Here is a 21430-nt window from a genome sequence, read left to right as displayed (position 1 = left end):
CCCTACTGTTCCAACGCCATCTGGTAGCGGCTCTCTTCACGCGGATTGATCAGCTGGATGGGCAGCTGCCGGTGCCGCGGTGTGTCAATGAAGTTGGGCCGCAGGATGACTCGTCCGACGCCTTGATGCGGACCGAGGTAGGTCGTGGCGTGCGGCCAGGCCACCCGGGGCACGCGTCCGACACGGCCGTTGATCAGGGAGGCGAACTCGCGGAACTGCGGGCTCAGCGTGATCACGGCGCCGGCGGCGGCCGAGCGGATGAGGAACTGGGTGAACAACCGGGCGTCGCCGAGGTTGATGCTGACGTCGACGTCGTCGAACGGCATGTACACCGGGTAGCGGTCGGCGGTCTCGCCGATCAGCACACCGGCGGATCCGATGGGCAGCTCGTAGTGCTTGTCGGTCACCGGGCTGATGCCTTGCAGAGCGGCCCGCTGACCACCGAAAAGACACGAAAAGCCGCGGGGTGTAGTGGGATTCGCCAACGTGGTGAGCAGCACAGTGCTGATCGGCGCCATGCCGGGGATGACCCGCACTCGCGTGGTGGTGTGGTCGGCCCGCGCCGACCACCACACGTCGGGGCCGCCCGGTGCGCTGTAGGCGGCGGTAAAAGTGCTGCGGCCCTTGATAACCGACCAGGATTCCTTCTCGAAGCTGATCTCCGTGGCCTTGTCGTAGTCGTCGAAGCTACGGCAGCACTGGGCGTCGATCCCGTGGCTGGCCAACTGATCGGCGATCCGCGTCGTCGACGCCACCAAGTACCGGGCCAGACCCGACACCCCGGAGTCGCGGCGCTGCGCAGAACGTTGTGTCGTATCGGGATTCGCGCGCAGCACCACCCAGGTGCGGCGGTTCGCCGGTGCGGGATAGGGGCCAACGACTTGCTCGTAGAGCGCCACCAGGCTCGCCGGTGCGGTGCGGCCCACCCGATGCCCCGACGAGACGATGTCCGCCTCCAGGTCGGGGCAGTGCGCGAGCAGCAGGTCTTCGACCAGCTTGCTGCTGATGATGTCGTCGGTGACAGCCTTGGAGTTGACGATCACCGTCGGCGTGAATGGCCTTGGCACCAGCTCGATTACGGAGATCAGGTAGTCACCTTGCCAGCGCACCGCGACGTGATCGCCGGGCATCACCGTCGAGCCCACCGCCGGCTCAGAAGCCGGGTCGGGCGTGGTGCGATGCCGCCGGCGCCACGAGAACACAGCGGCGACCCAGCCGGTCAACCGGCGCCCGCGGATCGTCAGCACCGAGAACAACGCGACGAGCACGGCCAGTGTGATGCCCAACCACAGCAGGTGGAAGTGCATGCAGATCGCCACGCATGCGGGGATCAACGCCGCGGCCCAGATGGCGTGGCCGGTGCTGAACCGAAAGCCGAACTGGCGCAGGAGGTTCATCGGCGTCGCCTCAACGCGCGCCGGGCCATGGCGGCGACGCCGAGGACGAAGGCCAACCCCAGGCCGATGGCGACGACGATGGTGATCGGGCCACGGTCTGGCGGCGGGATGTACACCGGCGGCGGTACTTCCTTGACCCGCATGGGTGCCTTGGCCGGACCGCTCGGCACCTCCCAGGTCAGCGCGGCGACGGGATCGATCACGCCGGCTCCGACGTAGTTGTCCACGCCGCCGCCGGGATGGCGTGCGGTGGCGGTGATCCGGTTGATGATCTGCGCTGCAGTGAGATCCGGGAAGCGCTGCTTGAGCAGGGCGGCCAAGCCGGACACGTAGGCAACCGAGAACGACGTTCCGAACAGGGGTTTGGGGCCGTCCTGGTCGGCGACGGCGTTGACCGGCTGGCCGTCATACCCAAGTGCGGTGAGGTTCTCACCGGGTGCCGCGGCACCCACCCACGGTCCGGACATCGAAAAGCCGCTCGGCTGACCGTTCTCGGCGATGCTGCCGACGGTCAGCACCATCGGGTCGTACCAGGCCGGGCTGACGATCGTCTGGACGCCCCGCCAACCCCGGGGGTCGGAGGGGATCGATGGATCCGGAGGCAGGTTCTGCGTGCAGTCGCCGCCGGTGTTGCCTGCGGCAACCAGGATCACCACGTTCTTGACGTTGACCGCATAGTTGATCGCCGCGCCCAGGGTGGACTCGTCGATGCGGCGGGTCACCTTGTAGCAGGCCGCTTCACTGATGTTGATCACCTGCGCGCCGATGTTGGCGGCGCGCACGATGGCGCGGGCCAGGCTGCGGATGGAGCCTGCAGTGGGCGTGTCATTCGGGTTGTTCGGATCCCGTTGGGCGCCCTTCGGTTGGAACATCGCGGAGGTCTGGCGCAGCGACAGAATTCGGGCGTCGGGAGCGACGCCGACGAACCCGTCGGTCGGGGACGGCCGCCCCGCGATGATCGATGCTGTCAATGTCCCGTGGGCGTCGCAGTCGGACATACCGTTGCCGCCTGCATCGACGAAATCACCGCCGGGTTCGGCGGGGACGCGCGGCGACCCGTTCACGCCGGTGTCGATGACGGCCACAGTTACGCCGGCGCCCGTTGCGAACTTCTGCGCCTCGGCGATCCGAAGGTAGGTGCTTGCCCACGGCTTGTCGGCGAAGTTCGAGTTGGGCATGACCGTGGGGCCCTTGCACTCGTAGCGCTGCTCGGTCGGCTCGTCGGGACCCAGTTGATCCGGTGGAACTGCTCCGGCGTCGATCACTGGCGGATCGATGGCCCACGCCGGCGGTGCGCTGAACAACGCCAGCAACACCGCAAGCATCATGGCGGCTAAGCGCTGCACGCCCTACGCACCCCCCTCGACGGTAGATCCGCCTGCCGTGTGCTGATGCACATGCAGCAAACAAATCTTCGCCTGCCCCGAACCGCGTCTACCTACGACAAGCCGACTGGCCATTTGCACGCAGGCAATCATAAGGGTGTACCAGACGTGGGAATTACGCTTTCTTGCTGGGGTACTTGGCCAATGACAGCAAGGCCGATTGTTGTTCCAGACTTTCCGTTCGAGGGGTGGCGGCAGCGGCAATAGACTTGTCGGTCAGCAAGTCCGTCAGAATCGGAGGGGCCGATGACGCAGTTCAGGGCTGATACGAGTGCCGTGACCGGGTGGGGACAACAGGTCAGCAGCCTCAGCGACGAGGTTGCCAGCTTTGTCAGTGGCGCTCCGGCCACCTCAGGTGTGCAGAACAGCCACGGCACCATCGGCTTTCCGATGCAGGATGTGCTCGAGGCTGCGCAATCGGCGCGCGGCAGCGCCTTGGGAGCGACTCAGTCAGCGTCGGCCAAGATCGGTGACCTGCTGAAGCAGGCCGCCCAGGCGTACGAGCGTGGGGACTCGGAGGCCGCTGCCCGGCTCAAGGCGCAGGCCGATCGGATGGAGTCCGCTCAGCCGGAGAGCCGCCAAGGCACCGGGACGGTGATGACCAAGGGTGCCCAGGGCGCCCCGCAGCCGGCGGGCCAGGTGATGAGCCAGTTCGGTCAGGTGGCCGGGCAGATGATGCAGGGTATGACGCAGCCTGTTCAGGGCGCTGTGCAGGGGCTTTCGCAGATCCCACAGCAGGCCATGCAGGGCGCGCAAGGCATCGTGCAGTCCGCGATGCAGGGGGCCGGCGGCGGTGGCGCTGCGGCCGCCGACGCCGCAGCGAAAGCCAGCGTGGCCGGCGCCGGACCGGGTGCGGGAGCCCCGCCCGGCCAGAGGCCACCCGTTCAGAGCGGGATCATGAGCGAAGAGCGGATGCGTGAACTTCAGGGGCTCCCACCGTTCGGCGGTGAGGTCATGGGTCACGCCGGTGGCGATGTCATGGGGCACGCGGGTGGCGACGTCATCGTCCACGGGGAATCTCACCCGCGGCTTCCACCGATCTACGGGGACTGGCCCGACAGCGGTGAGACGTTGGAACCTGGACCATCACAGTCACCACCGGTCTCTCGGAACTGGCCCAACGACGACATGCCCGACACGCGCACCTGGGAATCGCCGCCGTTCCTGCCCGACAAGTCATAGCGCCGGGCGGGAATTCGTGCACGTGGCCCCACGTCCAGCCTGCGATACTGAGAGTTAGCTGTAGGGAATCCGGGAGGTCGTGGTGGGGCTGCTCGATGCGTTCAACGAGACGTGGTCGCAAGCGAGGGAAACGTTCGGGCAGGGCACTCCTGAGGACGGCTCCAAGTTCGACGGCAGTTCTCGTCTGCTGCAGATGAAATCCAGCGTGGAGGCCGCAGCACCCGATTCCCGTTGGCAGGGTACGGCTTCCGATGCCTACGCCGCGGCGAACAAGGAACACGCGCAGGTCTACGGCAAGCTCGCCGACCTCGACAAGCGGATGGCTGCTGAGGTCACCAACGCTGCCAATGTGGTGACCACCGGCCGGCAGAACCTCGACAACGTCAAGAGTTGGGTGACCAGCATGGCGGCGACGATTCCCGATACCGACGCCGACGAACGTGACCGCAAGCTGTTGCCGATCGTCAACAAGGGCGTCAGCCAGCTCAGCGACATCATCCAGAAGTCCACCAATGACATGACCGACATTCGCGGCCGTGTCCAAGGCATCAAAGGCGAATACGACGCTCTGACGAACCAGAAGTTCGCGCCGGGGGAGAAAGGGCCGGGGGAGAAGGATGGCAAAGACGAAAAGAAGGGCGATCTTCATACCCTGACTGGGGATGGCCGTGAGAAGGACGTTCATAAACAGGCGGAGCAAGATGTTCATGATGCCCTTGCCGGCAACAAGGACGCCGCCGCGCGTGTGGAGAATGTACTCAAGGGTATTCATCCCGGGCAGAGTTTGTCCGAAAAGGAGGGGGCATATCTGAGCCAGATGCAGGCTCAGCAGAAAGGTATGTCCGTCGAGCGGCTCAAGGAAGTGCGCGAGAAGTTGGGTGAGCACGGCGACATCATCCCCAACTCATGGCAGTTGATGAGCAATAAGGACGTGCAGTTTCCGGTCACTAAACCTGAGCGGGAAGCTCTTGATGATCCAAGCAACGTGACGAGCGGCGGGGGCGACAAACTGCCCGACAAGGTGCGAAGTGCGCTGGAATCGTCGGGCGTGCTTTACACAGATCAAACTCGTGACATCGCAAATATAGTCAAGAGTGGCGATGAATCGCTACAAAAAGGTACGGAGCTTGACCGGGCGCTGATCAATAAAGCAGATAAGATGATGGACGCCCCAATATGGGAAAAGGATCCAGTTAGCAACGGAAAGGATGGCGGACGGGATCCTTACTTGGACCCAGCTGTCTCGGACGTGTTCTCGGCTGTTAGCCGCGACCATGAAGTCGTGCATGACCATCTGATCAGCGACAAAGGCCAGGATTTCCTACACGACGTCACCCGTCACGCCTGGGCGGATAATGGTCAGGCGGCAGGATCCCTATTTGAGTGGACGAAGGACTCCACTGGTTCTGAAGGCAGGTTGGCCGCAGAGACTGCGGAGACCTATGGCAAGTACCTGGGGGTAAACGGCGAAAAGCTGCTCGATCTGCCCGGTCATCACAGTATCGGGGAGACCAATCCGAAGCTCGTGCAAGCATTCGCACACGGTTTGGCGCCGTACCAGGAAGCAATGGTTGGCGAACGGAATGGCAACGGCTTTGATCCACTCGATGGTCTAGGCACAAATTTGGACAACACGCGAAAACTGTTCGCAGTCATCGATTCTAACCCCGACGCCGCCAAATATTTCAACGGCGAGGCTTACAAGCACGTTGTGGACTACCAAAATGGATTTGCCGAGGCCGCCAAAGCTGACCCCACAGTTCCGGGAACCAACCCGCATCAGGGTGATCTAGCCAAGGCGGGACGGTTGCTGGGGTTGATCGACGCAGGCGCTTATATTGCGACAGACAACCATAATGAAAATGTTCAGCAAAGTGCGTATGACCACGCCAAAGCCGCTTGGGACCTTAAAAAATTGGGGTGGGACGTAGTAGGTGAGAATATCCCGGGGATCGATCGTCTACACGCTGCCCTAGAACAGGGAATGATTGGTTCCCAACCTGATTCCAAAGATTTTCCAGAGGGCACGACAACCACCGATGTTGGGGTGGATAACGATCGACGTGAGCTGGGGAATGGTGCAACTCAAGCCGCATACTCAGTAGCGGCGGGTCTTGTGAATGGACCTAACAATGACATATCTTCAACATATTTCAATGGGACCACACTGATGACTCCCGCCGAGGTCCGGGCTCAGTACGGCGAAGCCGGTTGGGAGGATTACAGGTCTCAACTGTCTCGTTATTTCGCCAACAACTATCCATCACTTGGGTCTGCCGTCTCTGATTTCCAATGGCAGTACAGTGCGCCGAACACCAATTTGCCGAAGCGGGAACAATAGATTGCTAATGCGACCGAGTAAGATTGCAGCATTAACGGCGGCGGCATTGTCGCTGATTCTACCTTCGTGTACTACGGCACAGCCAGCTCTTCCCGACCCTTCCGATCCATATCAACTCCGTGACCGTGTTGCTTCCGCGACTGGCCAGCAATTTCTAAAAGACGTTACGATCTTTAAGTGGAAGGATCACGGAGCGAGAGTCGCGCATCTCTTCACTTGGGTGCCAGAATGGTCCACAGCTTCTGTACCAACCGAGCGTCAGGCCGCCGCGGATACGGCATACGGTATTGTGACTTTCCTGGCTGATACCGCACCAACTCTGCTGAAGCTTGACAAGGCCAACAACGGTAATGTGACAGTCGGAGACATAAACCCTGCGATTGTCGAATCCTACACCAATGCCGTTATACCCTTCTTGGGCGCAATGGTTGGAGACCCAGGAAATGTCGCTGGATTTCAACCCCTCGATCCCCTGGACAGTACAATGCCGAGAACGTTCGCTGCGTTCACAGTACTCGGCACTACAGCGACAAGCTCTGCAGATCTCGGAGCGGCGATCGTCAATCTCACCGACCATTATCGTGAGGTTCTGGCCAACTCGCTTGCGGCGAATCCTGTAGATGACAACAGTATTAGTACCCAAGTAGCGCGTCTCGCGCAATTATTTGGTCTTGCGTTTGCTAGTGAGCTGAAAGCGCCTGCTTCCAGTCCTTACATATTTGACCCGGAGGTGGTGCGAACCGAATTGGATTATACGCTGGCGCGCGCGACTATCGTGGGACCAAACGAAGACGTCGACCGACGATACTTTGACGTGGGCGGTAAATTATTGGCACCAGAGTATGTGCGCCAACATTTAGGAGAGGCTGCTTGGGCTGAGTACTCTGGCATGCTGAGCCGATACGTCGCCAGATCGAACTCGCTGAACGGCGTTGACAGCAAATTTTCTGATCAATTAAGCAAGACCATCTCGAGTAACCGTCGCCGATAGCATTCGGCAAGTCGTAGCGCGCGCCATATGAATGATTGCCATTCTTCTCTTGGCGAACAAGCAGTTTGTCTGAAACGGTCACAGCCCGTACTACTGGCCTCAATGACTGCGACGCCCGTCGCGAGGTCTTTGCGACGATTGCCACCGACACGGAAAGCGCTCAAAGGTCCACTGCGTCGGCGTATGAAATAGCCAAATGCATTGCTGCCGAATGGCCCGGGAATATTTGCGCAACCCCCAGCGGTAGAACAGCGACACGAGAGGCTAGCATCTTTGCTGGTTTGGCCGCCTCGACTGCGGATGCCATAAATCTGCCGGCGAAACAATTGCCGCAAGCCCATGATTACATTGTCAGCGCGATGGCGTCAGCGCGTGTGCCCCCAGGCGAAACAGCCATAGATTGAGATATAGTGACTTACGTAAAGAACGGTCTGACGCGAGAACAGATGCTTGAGGACCCCGAAGCAGGCCTCGGGGACTACTACCAGGCGCAGTCGACTACTTGGCTAATAGATGCTTCGCCGTTACAGAGTTCTCAGACTGGTATAGGAAGGCGAGAAACATCCAGATTCCGGGTGGCAAGTAATCGTGCGGCGCAGCAATGGCCTTGTACTGATCATCGTCGCATCGGTGATGCTCGCGGGTTGTCATTTGGGCGGCGATCGCCAGCAGTCAATACAGCGATGGAGTGGCTTACTCAGCGATCTACGCTATCAGTGGGATGCGGCGCCTGGCATCGACGTAGAGAAGGGTGTAGCGGTTGTTGTTAGGGCGTACCTTGAGTCGTGGTTTCTCGCCCAGTCGATGGGCAGCCTGGATTACGCGTATCCGGGTTTCGATCGCGCCGTACAGGGCAGTGACCATGACACCAACATTCGACCGAATGTCAACTACTCGTTGACCAAAGCGCTGATCGGTAACGCGCGGCATCACATCCTTTCTCTGGTCCCTGGCAACGATGGTGTGGTCGGAACCGTGTGTAATTACGATTATTTCGTCGCCACCGAAGTCGGTGACGGCAAATACGAGAGTGTCGCGCGTAGACCCGATTCGCGTCCTCAGGGTATCCATGTCGAGCGGATTGTGCTCGCTGCTGGAGGCAACCGCTCTGAGCACTTGCCACCGCAAGCTGGGCCATCGCCTGCAGCGAGTCAAGATGTGTTTGGTAGTTGGCGAATAACAGGCCATCTGTTTGTAACTGGTGGATCGGAGTTCAGGTCGCAATGGCCGACTTTTGACGATGACCTTGCAAAATGAGTCCAAATTGCACCAGATTCACAGGAGCAACGTACTTTCCTCATCAACGGTGAGCATCCGCGCACTGATTTCCCGACGTCGCCGGCCAGCCCGGGATGGCCCGTGGGCTAAGCGACGCTAGAAGGCTCATCCCGGGGAGCCGACGGCCAACGACAGGGCATCTCACGAGCGACCAACGTTGCCCCGCAACCGGCATCAACGCCATTGATCAGTAGGTGTGAGTTGAAAAGGGGTATCGCGGTGAAAATGCCGAAGTTGGCGGCGGCCGGCGCGCTCGCAATATTGGCGTCCGCGGCATGCGCGCCAGGCCGGATACCAGATCCAAGTCCGGCGGGCTGGCCTGAGGATTACCGGGATTTCACGATCGTGTGGACCGGCGAGCAAGGTATCGACCTCGTGAACGGGTCGGCGGTCGTGGTACGCGCATACCTGGAGTCGGTTCAACTCGTGGAAATGACAGGCGATCAGAAGTACGCCTACCCCGGTTTCGCGGACGCCGTTGATGAGGAATTGCGTCCGGCTAATTCCGAGCCCGAAGACCGGCCGTGGGTTGGCACCCAGCGCAACCACATCCTGTCGGTCACCCGATCGGGCGACACCATCACCGCGGATGGCTGTATGTACACGTATCGGGTTGCGTCGCTTGATAGCAACGGGAGGTACGAACCGAGGGCCTATCCGACCAAGGAGCCCGATGGCGGAATGTCTGCCTTCAGAGTGACTTTGCGTGCTCCGTCAGATTCCGCTAATGGCCATCAGTCCGAAGTTGGCCCTGCACGGACACCATTTGACGATGTCTTCGGCCAGTACCGTGTCACGGCCTACTGGGGTGGGTATTTTCGCTCACGTGCTGGAAGTGGGGATGGCCAAGTACTTCAACACATAACGGATGCGTGTGTCGCGGCGGCGCCGGATCCATTTGAGCAGCGTCTTCGATTGATCAGTAGTTTTCCACCTCGCGCAGAGCTTCCCACGCTGCCGCCATACCCGGGTTGGCCCGCCAAACCAACCAAATGACAACTCGCACCGTTCGAGAACGAACGGTGCGAGTCATTGCGCGACAACTGCTTACGCGTCGAGGTCTTGCTCCACGAGGCCGGCGACGGTGGCGAGTGCGTCGGCGTCGTCGGATTCGACGGTGACCGATGCCCCGTTGCCGGCGCCGAGGGTCATGATCATCAGGGCGGATCCGGCGTCTACCGGCTCACCGCCGTCGACCGAAAGGGTAACGGGGACACCGGCGTTGACGACGGCCTCGGCGATGATGGCGGCGGGGCGGGCGTGCAGACCGATGGCGGAGCCGACGATGACGGTTTTGCTGGGCATTGATTCTTCTCCTTAGGTGGTGGCCAGCGCCGGGGCGTCCGACGTGGTGGCGGTGGGTTTGGCGAACTGCTTGGCCGCGACCACGGCCAGGGCGCTGACGACGGTGCCGGCAGCGAGCGCGACGAGGAACCACAGCAGGTTGCCGATCGCGAAGAACACGAAGATGCCGCCGTGCGGTGCTTTGGAGCTGACGTCGAAGGCCATGATCAGGCCGCCGGTGACCGCTCCGCCGAACATCATCGACGGGATGACCCGGAACGGGTCTGCCGCGGCGAACGGGATGGCGCCCTCGGAGATGAAGGAGAGACCCAAAAGCCATGCCGCGCGGCCGTTTTCCCGCTCGGGCTCACTGAACAGCCCGGGCCGCACCGTGGTTGCCAGCGCCATGGCCAGCGGGGGCACCATGCCGGCGGCCATCACGGCGGCCATGATCCGCAGCGAGGCGGGGTCGGCCACGTTGAGCCCGGCGGTGGCGAAGGCGTAGGCGGCCTTGTTCACCGGTCCGCCGAGGTCGAAGCACATCATCAGACCAAGGATGACACCGAGCAGGATCACAGAGCTGCCGGACAGGCCACCGAGCCAGTGGGTGAGGCCCGAGGTGATGGCGGCCAGCGGCCGGCCGAGCAGCATGAACATCAGCAGGCCGACGATGAGCGAGGCCCCGAGCGGAATCACCACGACCGGCATCAGTCCACGGAACCACTTCGGCACGTTGAAGGAACTGATCCACAGGGCGGCGAAACCGGCGATCAGACCGCCGACGATGCCGCCGATGAACCCTCCGCCGACGAACACGGCCACGGCTCCTGCGGTGAAACCTGGTGCGATACCGGGCCGGTCGGCGATGGCGAACGAGATGTAGCCGGCCAGTGCGGGCACCAGGAATCCGAACGCCAGGCCGCCGAGGCTGAACAACACAGCCCCGAGGTACTGGGCGAATCCACCGCTGGGCAGGTTGGTCAGCGAGTTCGTGGTGGCGATGATGTGTGCCATCGAATCCGTTTGACCGGCAGGCTTGTTGGCGATCTCGTATCCGCCGAACAGGAAGCCGAGAGCGATCAGCAGACCACCCGCGGCGACGAACGGGATCATGTAGCTCACACCGGTGAGCAGGATCTGCCGCAGCCGGGTTCCCCAGCCCACGTCGCCGCTGCCAGTGGACGGCGTGGCCGACGCGGCGGCGTCACCGGCTACCCGGGGCGCGTTGGGATCGCTTGCGGCACTGACTGCTTCGGCGATCATCTTGGCGGGCTCGTTGATGGCGCGTTTCACGCCGGAGGCGATGACGGGTTTACCGGCGAAGCGCTGCCGGTCCTTGACCCCGACGTCGGTGGCGAAGATGACGGCGTCGGCCTCGGCGATGGTCGATGCCGACAGCGGCGTGCTGCCCGACGAGCCCTGGGTCTCCACGGTGAAGTTCACCCCGGCCTCTTGGGCAGCGAGCTTCAAGGCGTCGGCCGCCATGTAGGTGTGGGCGATACCGGTGGGACAGGCGGTGATGGCCACGATCGACACGCTCTTGGGCGCGGGTGCGGCCGCAGCCGCCGGAGAAGCCGCCGAAGCAGCAACCGGAGCCGGGGTAGCAACGGGAGCCGGGGTAGCAGGGGCCGGGTTGACCACACCGTCGACCAACGCCACCACCTCGTCGGCGGTTGCGGCGCTGCGCAGCGAGGCCACGAAGTCCTTGCGGACCAGCGCGCGGGCCAGGCTGGACAGCAGCTTCATGTGCTCGGCCCCACCGGATTCCGGTGCTGCGATGAGGAATGCGAGATCGGCCGGCCCGTCGGGGGCGCCGAAATCGACAGCGGGGGACAGCCGCGCGAAGCCGATGGTGGGCGCGTCGACATAGGGCGATCGGCAGTGCGGGATGGCGATGCCGCCGGGCAGTCCGGTGGCGGACTGGGCCTCGCGGGCCAGCGCCGCGCCGATCAGACCGTCGGCATCGGAGCTGCGTCCCGCGGAGGCGAGCGCGCCGGCGAGCCGGCCGATGACGGCTTCCTTGTCGCCGTCGACGGCGACGTCGAGCAGGACGAGTTCTGGGGTGATGATCGGTTGGGTCATAGCGGCACCTTCATGGCGTGGATACGGACGGCATCGAGGTCGAGTTGGGCGGGGGCGGGCAGGGCAGATCCGGGCAGGGCGGCGGCGGCGCTGCCGTAGCCGACGGCCATGCGCAACCGTTGCGGCGGTTCGGCACCGGCGGCTGCCGCGCGCAGGTACCCGGCCAGGGAGGCGTCGCCGGCGCCGACGGTGCTGCGCGGGGTGATGGGCGGTGGCGTGGCGTGCCAGGCTCCGACCCGGTCGACGAGCACAGCACCTGCTGCACCGAGAGTGGCCAGCACCGCGCCGACACCGCGGTCGATCAACTGGGTGGCGGCTGCCACGACGGGTGTCGGATCACCTTCTCCGGCAGCCTCTTCGAGCTCCGCCGCCGATGCGTCGGCCAGGTCGGCCAGTTCTTCGGCATTGGGCTTGATCAGGTCGGGTGCGGCGACCTCGAATGCCGCCGCGAGTGCCGCGAGCGGGGCTTCGGAGGTGTCCACGGCCACCTGGCAGTTCAGCGGCGCCAGCTGCGCCACGATGCGGGCGTACCAGTCGACGGGGGCTCCGGGAGGTAGCGATCCGGACAGCACGACCCATGAGGCCGCTCGGGCCCGCTGCACCACGCAGTCGGTGAGCGCGGCCAGGGAAGCTTCGTCGAGCAGTGCTCCGCGCTCGTTGACTTTGGTTGTGGTGCCGTCGGTTTCGGTGATCGCGAGGTTGGTGCGGACGGGCTCGGCAATGGGTACCGCGGTGAACGGGACACCGCGCGAGCGCAGCGCGCCCAGCAACGGATCGGTATCGGCGGCGGGTAGCACCGCCAACGCGTCGACGTTGGCGAGGGTGAGCGCGCGAGCGACGTTGATGCCCTTGCCGCCGGGCTCGACGGTGACGGTGTCGATGCGTTGCACCGCGCCGCGGATGAGCGGGCCGGGCAGTGTGACAGTGCGGTCCAGGCTGGGGTTGGGCGTCACAGTGACGATCATGCGATCACCACTTCGACGCCGTGCGATGTCAGCTCTCCGCGGTCGACCGCCGGGACGTCACTGTCTGTGATCAGGGTGTCGACGCTGTCGATCGGGGCGAAGCTGATGAAGTCTTCGCGGCCCACCTTCGACGAGTCGGCGGTCACCACAACGTAATTGGCGGCCGCGACCATTGCGCGTTTGATGGCCGCCTCGTCGGAGTCGGGCGTGGAGAGGCCGTGCCGCACGGTGATGCCGTTGGTGCCCATGAATGCGACGTCGACCCTCAGGGTGCTCAACACGGCCAGGGCGTGTTCGCCGACGGCGGCCTGGGTGAGGCCGCGGACCCGTCCGCCGAGCAGTTGCAGTGTGATGGTCGGGCTGCCCGCCAGCCGGGCCGCGATCGGCACCGAGTTGGTCACGACCGTGAACTCCCGGTCGGTCGGCAGCTGCGCGGCGATGCGTGCCGTGGTGGTTCCGGCGTCCAGCAGTATCGTGGCGCCGCTGAGCGGTAGGAAGTCGAGGGCCGCGGTGGCGATCGCGTCCTTTTGTTCGGCCCTTGTGGTGTCTCGTTCGCCGACGCCCGATTCGACGAGGTGCAGGGTGCGGGCCGGGACGGCGCCGCCGTGGACGCGGTGCAGCAGCCCGGCCTTGTCGAGGACGGCCAGGTCGCGGCGGACGGTTTCAGTAGTGACGTCATAGGTCTGCGCCAGTTCCGCGACAGAGGCGCGTCCCCTGGTCATCACCAGCGCAGCGATGGCCTGCTGACGTTCTTCGGCGTACATGACCCTCCGTTTATGTGGGTTCCGGCACCAACTGAATGTTGATATGTGTTGTTTTACGCTTGATCGTGTTGACTTGTCAACGGTTTCTAGTAATCTGTCTCACATGAGCACTTCATCTCCGGTTACTTCACAGGTCGTCCTTCGCGGGGTCCCCGTGGTGGGAGGCGTGCAGTGTGGACCCGTGATCCGTCCGGGCCGGCTGCCCGTCGTCGACGCCCCCGCGGGTGACGTCGAGGAGTCGGCGCGGGCAGAAGAGGCCGCGCGCTTCAGTGCGGCGGCGGCAACGGTCGCCAACCGCTTACGCGACCGGGCGGGACGTGCCACCGGCGCGGCCTCCGAGGTGCTGGCCGCGACCGCCACGCTGGCCCAGGACCGGGCCTGGTTGGGAGCTGCCGAGAAACGCATTGCCGGCGGTGCACCCGCGGTGCGCGCGGTCGGGGAGGCCGTCGACCAGTTCGTGGCTCTGTTCACTCAGCTGGGCGGATTGATGGCAGAGCGGGTGACCGACCTGCGCGATATTCGCGACCGCGTCGTCGCGGAACTGTCCGGCCTGCCCGAGCCGGGGGTGCCGCTGCCGGATGTGCCGTCGATTCTGTGTGCCGAGGACCTCGCCCCTGCCGATACCGCGGGCCTCGACCCCTCATTGGTGATCGGCCTGGCCACCACACTGGGCGGCCCCACCAGCCACACCGCGATCATCGCCCGCCAGCTGGGCATCCCGTGTGTCGTCGCGGTCGACGGGCTCGATGATGTCGCCACAGGCGCGACTGTCCTGCTCGACGGAACCACCGGCACTCTCACCGTCGACCCCGATCCGCTCGAAGCGGCAACCGCCGTCACCGCCGCGCAACACGCTGCCGAGCAGGCCCGGCAATGGACCGGTCCGGGGGCCACTGCCGACGGGCATGCCGTTGCGGTCCTGGCCAACGTGCAGGACGGGGCCGCGGCACGAGCGGCCCGGCAGACCCCGGCCGAGGGGGTTGGACTGTTCCGCACCGAGTTGTGCTTCCTCAACCGAGACACCGAACCGTCGGTCGCCGAGCAGGCCAAGATCTATGGCGAGGTGCTCGACGCGTTCGGTGGCCACAAGGTCGTGATCCGCACGCTCGACGCCGGTTCCGACAAGCCGCTCAAATTCGCAGGCCACCCCGACGAGGCCAACCCGGCACTCGGCGTGCGCGGCATCAGGATCGCTGAGGGCAATCCGGGGCTGCTGCACCGGCAGCTGGAGGCGATCGCTGCAGCGGGCAAGGCGAGCGGCAACCCGCCATGGGTGATGGCGCCCATGATCGCCACGGCGGCCGAGGCTGAGAGCTTCGCCGACGCAGCTCGCTCCTACGGACTGACCCCGGGCGTGATGATCGAGGTGCCCGCCGCGGCGCTGCTGGCCGACAAGATCCTCGAGCACGTCGACTTCCTGTCGATCGGCACCAATGACCTGGCGCAATACACGATGGCTGCCGACCGGATGTCAGCCGACCTGGCGACCTTGACCGATCCCTGGCAGCCCGCCGTGCTTGCGCTGGTAGCCATGGCGGTACGGGCCGGCGCAGCTGTCGGCAAGCCGGTGGGCGTGTGCGGCGAGGCGGCGGCCGATCCGCTGCTGGCGTGCGTGCTGACGGGCCTAGGGGTGACGTCGCTGTCGGCGGCCTCCGCGGCGATTCCCGCGGTCGGGGCGAAGCTCGCCCAGGTCAGCTTGCAGCAGTGCCGTGAGGCCGCCGACGCGGTGTTGGCGACGGCGACTGCCACCGAGGCTCGGGCTGCCGCGCTGACCCTCCTGCAGTGAGGAATAATCGGACCGCGGTCCGGTTATACGGGTATCACTTCAGATACCCCAGGAGGTACAGATGCCAGCCATCACCGCCGACACCCTGACCCTGCCGCGTATCGCGGCACCCAAGGCGTCGGACACCGAACGCCCCGTTCGGTCCATCACCACCGGCCCGCGCGGGTACGAGGGCGAAGGATTCCCCGTCGTCCGGGCATTCGCCGGTGTCAGTGCCGCCGACCTCGACCCGTTCGTCCACATGGACCAGATGGGCGAGGTGGAGTACCAGCCGGGTGAGCCTCGCGGCACCGACTGGCACCCGCACCGCGGCTTCGAAACCGTGACCTACATGATCGACGGCCGGTTCGCCCACCAGGACTCCCATGGCGGCGGCGGTCTGATCACCGACGGCGCCACCCAGTGGATGACGGCAGGGTCCGGCATCCTGCACATCGAGACCCCGCCGGCTGAGCTCGTCGAGAGCGGCGGCACGTTCCACGGCATCCAGCTGTGGGTGAACCTGCCCCGCAAGGACAAGTTCGCGACGCCCAAGTACCAGGCCATCGAGGGCAACGAGGCCAAGCTGCTGTCGTCGCAAGACGGTGGTTCGCTCGTGCGCATCATCGCCGGTGACATCGACGGAGCTCAGGGTCCTGGAGCCACGCACACCCCGATCACCATGGCGCACGCCACGGTCGAGCCGGGTGCTCAGCTGAACCTGCCCTGGAACCGCGATTTCAACGCCCTGGTCTACGTGCTCAGCGGACGCGGCAGCGTCGGCCCGGTCGCACACCCGATCCACCAGGGACAACTGGCGGTGTTCGGGCCCGGCGACCGCATCACGGTGACCGCCGAGGGCACCCAGGATTCGAATCGGCCTGCGCTGGAGATCCTGCTGCTGGGTGGCCGGCCGATCCGTGAGCCGGTCTTCCACTACGGTCCGTTCGTGATGAACTCCAAGGCCGAGCTGATCCAGGCACTAGAGGACTACCAGTCCGGCAAGTTCGGACAGATCCCGGCGGACGCGTTGATGCCGCACCGGCCGTTCAACTGACGCGCTACCGCATGGTCTCGGCGGGCTGTGGATACAGCAGTTCCAGCTCGCCGAGGTTGGCGGCCACCGTCACCAGCGGCAGCGCCGCCGAGACCGCGAGATCGTCACCGGTGGACTCGGCCCGCAGGCACCGCACCAGGTTGTCGCTGATCGGGACCAGTGCCCGGGTGTCGCCGCCGACCAGCCGCGCACAGATCGCCTGCGCATGCACCTCCAGCACGTCCCGCGTCCGCTGGTAGGTGCCAAGCGGCGGCGGGACGACATCGGCGATCAGCTCCGCGGCGGCACGTACCCGGATCGCCCGGTTCGCGGCCTTCACCACGGGAGCGCGCAGATCCGACGGGCCGCCGTTCTCCGAAAGATAATGGCGCACAGCATCATCCAGAACGCGCGTGGCACGTAGGCCGTCGTAGCTGAGCGCGTTCACCCGGTCGTCGGCGTCCTCGGATGCGCCACGCGTGGCGCGCAACACCGCGGCGCGCAGGAACTTCGCCCCGACCACCCGGGCATCGTTGATCGCCTTGGACACCGACGCCGACGCGCCACGAGGCCACAGCAGCAGCGACACCACGATGCCGACGGACGCACCGACCACGACATCCTCGACTCGCAGCAGGCCTACCCGCCAACCGGTCGGCACGATCAGGTTGAAGTTGATCAGCACCATCATGGTGAAAGCGGCCTGACCGGCCGTGAACGACATGACGCCCGGCACATACGCCGAACCGAACGCAACCACCGGTAGCAGCGCCCACAGCACCACCGGATCGACCCCGACCAGTTTGATCAGGATCGCGCCGAGCACGAAACCCACTGCCGTGCCCGCCACTGCCCGCAGCACCCGCGTTCCGGTGGCCAGCGCGCTGCTGCGCAGCACGGACATGGCGCCGAGCACCACCCAGAACCCGTGCTGAACGGGAAACACGTGCGTGACCGTGACTGCCAGCGCCAGGCCGAGACCGGTACGCAGGCTGTTGCGCAGTACCACCGCCCGGGTCGCCAGAAATCCCCTGGCGATCTCCGCGACTGCGACGGTCTCCGGCATCACCCAGTCCGCGGCGCCGGTCTTCGGCAGCCGCATACCCAGCACTCGGGCCCACACCGGCCGAGCGTCGGCCAGCGCGGCGTTGCCGATGATCCGCCCCGTCACCGCGATGGTCGCCGAGGTGGTGCGCCGCACCAGCAGCGTGCGTCCGATTTCGACGGCGGCCTGGTCGTCGGGCGCGTCGAGCAACTCGACGATGTCGTCGCGGTAGGTGCCCTGTGCGACCTTCCGCTGTTCGGCCAGTGCCGCGTGCAGATCCGCGCCGTGGGCCGCCCGCTTGCGGGCATCGCGGATCCGCAGCACCGCCGCACTGTCGCGCAGCACCCGCACCGCCGTATCGCGCATCGGACCGAGCAGGTCTCCGGTATCACCGGTGACCTGGTCGGTCAGCCAGCCCAGATCGTCGACCACCCGCACCAGGGCCCGGCTGCCCGCAGTCAGCGCCACCGGCCGGTAGTCGGCACCGAGAAAGTTGGCGTACAGGGCGTTCATCGCGCGGGTCACGTCGCGACCCGACGCGGTCCCCTCCAGCCGGTCGGCGAGCAGCCGGCACACCTGTGCGGCATTGCGGCGCAACTCGTCGTGATGGCGTGGCGGAAACAGGAACAGGGCCGCGGGTACGCAGACCACCAGGGCGATCAGCCAGCCCAGCAGCCGGTCGGGGATCGGGCCGACCGGTGTGCACAGCGGCAGCACGAACATCAACAGCGTGGCGCGCTGACCGGCCGCGACGATCTCGCTGAGCACCCCGGAGAACGACACCACCACGCCGATGACGAACATCGCCGCCACGCTCAGCCAGGGATGCGGCGCCAGCAGTGTGCCGATGGTGATCAGCACCGCGCCGTTGAACGCGAGGCCGCAGTAGGCCAGCGCCCGGGCCGCCCGGTTGCCGGGGAAGTCAGCGGTGATCAGCAGTGAGACGGCGCCGAAGATGGCGAACAGCGGGGTCTGCGAGCCGGGGCCGACGACGGTGAAGCCGATGGCCGCGGCGATGGGGATCATGATGGCCGCCCGGATGGCGCGCCGTAGCGCGTCGTGTTCGGGATCGCGGTCACGGATCCGATCTGCTGCCCGGTGCCAGAGCTCAACCGGGTTCAGCATGACTGCCGATGCTAGCCGGGTTGGCCGATTTCAGGTGCCGGACTGAACCGGCCGGATTCCAGAGAATCCCGCAGTTGATCCGTAATCCATTGCAGGGCTTCGGTATTGCGTGGCAGGGTGCTCTGCTCATAGCCGACGATGAGGTACACGCCCCAGGCGGCGAAGTGCCGGGCGTTGGCCTCGTCGCCGATGATCTCGCGGGCCGATTCGTAGATGACGTCGAAGCGCAGCTGATCCACGACAGCCTGCACGGTGTAGACGTCGGGGTCCAGTGAACTCCACACGCGGATGGCGGCCTCGGCGCCGTGCGGCAACGCCAGCGCTTCGGCAATGAGGGTGTCGATCCGTCGATGCGGGTCGGGATCGGCGCGCACGGCCTCCACCACCCGCAGCGTGCGGGCCTGGCGCCAGTGCGCGATCAGCTCTCGGGTGTACGCCGCCCAGTTGGGAAAGTAGTGGTAGAACGACCCGGTGGTGACGCCGAGCCGGTTGCACACCTCGGCGAGCTTCAGGCCGCCGTAACCCTGATCGGACAGTACGTCCAATCCCGTGTCGAAGTACGACTCTCGGGAAACGACGCCAGCCATCCAGGCCACCATAGTTCGTCAGTCAACCTATGGCGGTCCTGATATTTTGCTGAGAAAGTCGCCGATGGCGTCGCGACGGCAGGTGTTGCGACAAGTGCCGGGTGTGTTGTGGCACACTTTGTCATGTGGCGCATACCGCGAGCCGGGGACCGGGCCGTCCCCCTGCAGCTAAGGCTGCGGAGACCCGTGAGCGCATCTTGCATGCCGCGCGCGAGGTATTCAGCGAACTCGGCTATGACGCTGCCACTTTTCAGGCAATCGCCATCCGGGCGGATCTCACCCGCCCCGCGATCAATCATTACTTCGGCAGCAAAAGTGTGCTGTACCGCGAGGTGGTCGAGCAGACCAATGCATCGGTGATTGCCGCGGGCATTGCCAAGGCCAACGAGTCGTCCACCTTGCTCGGTCGCTTGTCGGCCTTTTTCGCCGCTGCGATGGACGCTGATTCGAGTGACCGATCCACGGCCGCGTTCCTGGTCACCTCCGTGCTGGAGGCGCAGCGGCACCCCGATCTTGTGTCGGATGAACACGACGCGCTCAAGAGCTCGCGGGCGTTCGTCTCCTGGGCGGTCAACGACGCGGTCGAGCGTGGCGAGTTGAGCGCCGACACCGACATTCCGGCGATCGTGGAGATGCTGATCGCGGTGATGTGGGGCATGGGTTTCTACGCCGGATACGTCGGCAATGCGGACGAACTCGGCGTCATCGTGGACAAGTTCGAACTGCTGATGGCCAACAAGCTCTGGCAGCTGCGCGATTGATGCGTGAGCTGGAACACACCAGCCCATAGCCTGCCTAACTTGCTGAGTAGCATCGGTCAGATGAGCTCACTGCGCAGTCACGACGACACCTGGGACATCGCCACCAGCGTCGGTACCACGGCCGTCATGGTGGCCGCCGCCCGCGCCGCGGAAACCGAGCGCGAGGATCCGCTGATCACCGATCCGTACGCCCGGCTGCTGGTCACCGGTGCCGGCACCGGCATTTGGGAAACCTTGCTGGACAAGGATTTTGCCACCAAGATCGAGTCGGCGGACGCTGAGGCGGCGGCCATCTTCGAACACATGGGCAACTACCAGGCGGTGCGCACCCACTTCTTCGACGCGTACTTCGCCGACGCGGTGCAGGCCGGTATCCGCCAGGTCGTCATCCTGGCCTCGGGTCTGGATTCCCGGGCCTACCGGCTGCAGTGGCCGGCAGGCACCACGGTCTACGAGATCGATCAGCCCAAGGTGCTGGAGTACAAGGCCGCCACGCTGACCGAGCATGGTGTGCAGCCGACCGCCGAGCGCCACGAGGTGCCGATGGACCTGCGCTTCGACTGGCCGAAGGCATTGCGGGAGGCCGGTTTTGATGCGGAGAAGCCGACGGCGTGGCTGGCCGAGGGGCTGTTGATGTATCTGCCCGCCGATGCTCAGGATCGACTCTTCGAGCAGATCACCGAACTCTCGGCGCCGGGCAGCCGCATCGCGGCCGAGACCGCCGGGCACACGGCAGCAGAACGCCGCGAGGAGATGCGGGAGCGCTTCGCGCGGTTCGCGGCCCAGTTCAATCTGGAGCAGGCCCTCGACATCCAGAACCTGGTCTACGAGGACCCCGACCGCGCCGATGTCACGCAGTGGCTCAACGAGCACGGCTGGCGAGCGCACGGCGTGCACTCCCTGGCCGAGATGCGCCGGCTGAACCGCTCTGTCGAATTGCAGCACCCGCACGACGACGACGCCTTCGCGACCTTCGTCACAGCCGAACGGATTTAGCAGGGACACAACAAAAGCGGGGCACCGGAGATCTTCCGGTGCCCCGCTTGAGTTGGTGTCAGCGGCTCTGGTGAACCGAGGTGTCGACCTGCGGCACGTTCACGTGCTGGCCGATCTGGTTGAGCCAGTCCTGGTGGTCCACCCCGGCCGATGCCGGTCCAGCCAGGCCCAAGACGGCGGCGGCGAGTCCGCTTGCGACGACGGCGGTGAATCCGAACTTCTTCATTTCTCTTGCCTCTTCTTTGTTCTGTTGCTTTCTTGACTGATTCAACTCAGGGCCGTCGGTGTTTCATTCCGGTAAAACCTCGCGAAGCGCCGTGACAGTGCTCACTGTGAGGGCGGAGGGTGTGTCTTCGGCTGACCCGATGCGCGGTCGGCGATCTGGCCGCCGTATACAGAGAAGGACGCCCGACAGTGGTGATTGCTGACGGGCCCGAGCTTGAGCC

Annotated in this window: 18 protein-coding genes; 9 read left to right on the top strand and 9 right to left on the bottom strand. The window is 64.9% G+C overall.

Annotation, left to right across the window (positions count from 1 at the left end; genetic code table 11):
• Positions 1-2: 2 nt before the first annotated feature.
• A complete protein-coding gene (eccE, locus tag RMCB_RS15495) occupies positions 3-1397 on the bottom strand; it encodes a type VII secretion protein EccE (RefSeq protein ID WP_062829444.1) in 1395 nt (464 codons plus the stop codon).
• Positions 1394-2725, bottom strand: coding sequence for a type VII secretion-associated serine protease mycosin (gene mycP, locus RMCB_RS15490; RefSeq protein WP_276064465.1), 1332 nt, complete (start codon positions 2723-2725; stop codon positions 1394-1396). Before mycP ends, eccE begins: the two co-directional genes overlap by 4 nt.
• Positions 2726-3028: 303 nt before the next feature.
• Between mycP and RMCB_RS15485 the strand changes: the two genes are divergently transcribed.
• The 5 genes from RMCB_RS15485 to RMCB_RS35840 all read left to right on the top strand — a co-directional run bounded on the left by RMCB_RS15485 (position 3029) and on the right by RMCB_RS35840 (position 9570).
• Positions 3029-3964, top strand: a complete 936-nt coding sequence (locus tag RMCB_RS15485; protein ID WP_062829442.1) for an ESX-1 secretion-associated protein — start codon at positions 3029-3031, stop codon at positions 3962-3964.
• An 82-nt stretch (positions 3965-4046) separates the two neighbouring features.
• Positions 4047-6305 (top strand): TPR repeat domain-containing protein, encoded by a 2259-nt coding sequence (locus tag RMCB_RS36290; RefSeq protein ID WP_201028297.1) that lies wholly within the window; start codon positions 4047-4049, stop codon positions 6303-6305.
• Between the two features lie 7 nt (positions 6306-6312).
• Positions 6313-7296 carry a hypothetical protein gene (locus tag RMCB_RS35850; protein WP_131805535.1) on the top strand — a complete coding sequence of 328 codons (984 nt, stop codon included), beginning with the start codon at positions 6313-6315 and terminating at the stop codon, positions 7294-7296.
• Between the two features lie 588 nt (positions 7297-7884).
• Positions 7885-8553, top strand: a complete 669-nt coding sequence (locus tag RMCB_RS35845; RefSeq protein ID WP_131805534.1) for a hypothetical protein — start codon at positions 7885-7887, stop codon at positions 8551-8553.
• 240 nt (positions 8554-8793) lie between these two features.
• Positions 8794-9570 (top strand): hypothetical protein, encoded by a 777-nt coding sequence (locus tag RMCB_RS35840; protein WP_131805533.1) that lies wholly within the window; start codon positions 8794-8796, stop codon positions 9568-9570.
• Positions 9571-9621: 51 nt separating this feature from the next.
• Here RMCB_RS35840 and RMCB_RS15470 read toward each other — a convergent pair whose 3' ends face one another.
• Genes RMCB_RS15470 through RMCB_RS15455 form a run of 4 tightly spaced genes read right to left on the bottom strand, consistent with a single transcriptional unit; the run spans position 9622 to position 13669 of the window.
• A complete protein-coding gene (locus RMCB_RS15470) occupies positions 9622-9879 on the bottom strand; it encodes an HPr family phosphocarrier protein (protein ID WP_029368877.1) in 258 nt (85 codons plus the stop codon).
• Positions 9880-9891: 12 nt separating this feature from the next.
• Positions 9892-11940, bottom strand: coding sequence for a PTS fructose transporter subunit IIABC (locus RMCB_RS15465; RefSeq protein WP_062829439.1), 2049 nt, complete (start codon positions 11938-11940; stop codon positions 9892-9894).
• Positions 11937-12905, bottom strand: a complete 969-nt coding sequence (locus RMCB_RS15460; RefSeq protein WP_062829438.1) for a 1-phosphofructokinase family hexose kinase — start codon at positions 12903-12905, stop codon at positions 11937-11939. The genes RMCB_RS15465 and RMCB_RS15460 overlap by 4 nt, the downstream gene beginning before the upstream one ends.
• Positions 12902-13669, bottom strand: a complete 768-nt coding sequence (locus RMCB_RS15455) for a DeoR/GlpR family DNA-binding transcription regulator (protein ID WP_062829437.1) — start codon at positions 13667-13669, stop codon at positions 12902-12904. Before RMCB_RS15455 ends, RMCB_RS15460 begins: the two co-directional genes overlap by 4 nt.
• A gap of 103 nt (positions 13670-13772) precedes the next feature.
• Between RMCB_RS15455 and RMCB_RS15450 the strand changes: the two genes are divergently transcribed.
• Positions 13773-15455 (top strand): phosphoenolpyruvate--protein phosphotransferase, encoded by a 1683-nt coding sequence (locus tag RMCB_RS15450; RefSeq protein ID WP_234792117.1) that lies wholly within the window; start codon positions 13773-13775, stop codon positions 15453-15455.
• A gap of 61 nt (positions 15456-15516) precedes the next feature.
• Positions 15517-16491 carry a pirin family protein gene (locus RMCB_RS15445; RefSeq protein ID WP_062829435.1) on the top strand — a complete coding sequence of 325 codons (975 nt, stop codon included), beginning with the start codon at positions 15517-15519 and terminating at the stop codon, positions 16489-16491.
• A gap of 4 nt (positions 16492-16495) precedes the next feature.
• Here RMCB_RS15445 and RMCB_RS15440 read toward each other — a convergent pair whose 3' ends face one another.
• The gene (locus RMCB_RS15440) at positions 16496-18640 is read right to left on the bottom strand and encodes an FUSC family protein (RefSeq protein ID WP_062829434.1); all 2145 of its coding nucleotides are present in this window, start codon (positions 18638-18640) and stop codon (positions 16496-16498) included.
• An 11-nt stretch (positions 18641-18651) separates the two neighbouring features.
• On the bottom strand, positions 18652-19227 hold the full coding sequence (locus RMCB_RS15435; RefSeq protein WP_029368867.1) for a TetR/AcrR family transcriptional regulator: 576 nt from the start codon (positions 19225-19227) through the stop codon (positions 18652-18654).
• Between the two features lie 125 nt (positions 19228-19352).
• Between RMCB_RS15435 and RMCB_RS15430 the strand changes: the two genes are divergently transcribed.
• Together RMCB_RS15430 and RMCB_RS15425 are read left to right on the top strand one after the other, a co-directional pair.
• On the top strand, positions 19353-19988 hold the full coding sequence (locus tag RMCB_RS15430; RefSeq protein ID WP_029368866.1) for a TetR/AcrR family transcriptional regulator: 636 nt from the start codon (positions 19353-19355) through the stop codon (positions 19986-19988).
• A gap of 60 nt (positions 19989-20048) precedes the next feature.
• Positions 20049-20984 carry a class I SAM-dependent methyltransferase gene (locus RMCB_RS15425; RefSeq protein WP_062829433.1) on the top strand — a complete coding sequence of 312 codons (936 nt, stop codon included), beginning with the start codon at positions 20049-20051 and terminating at the stop codon, positions 20982-20984.
• A gap of 58 nt (positions 20985-21042) precedes the next feature.
• On the opposite strand, the gene RMCB_RS15420 is transcribed toward RMCB_RS15425, so the two are convergent.
• A complete protein-coding gene (locus tag RMCB_RS15420; RefSeq protein WP_095533513.1) occupies positions 21043-21210 on the bottom strand; it encodes a hypothetical protein in 168 nt (55 codons plus the stop codon).
• Positions 21211-21430: the final 220 nt, after the last annotated feature.

It is taken from the genome of Mycolicibacterium brisbanense, from assembly GCF_001570425.1.
Classification (GTDB): Bacteria; Actinomycetota; Actinomycetes; order Mycobacteriales; family Mycobacteriaceae; genus Mycobacterium; species Mycobacterium brisbanense.
Note: the sequence above shows the minus strand (reverse complement) of the source record. Positions and strands in the feature narration are given on the sequence as shown.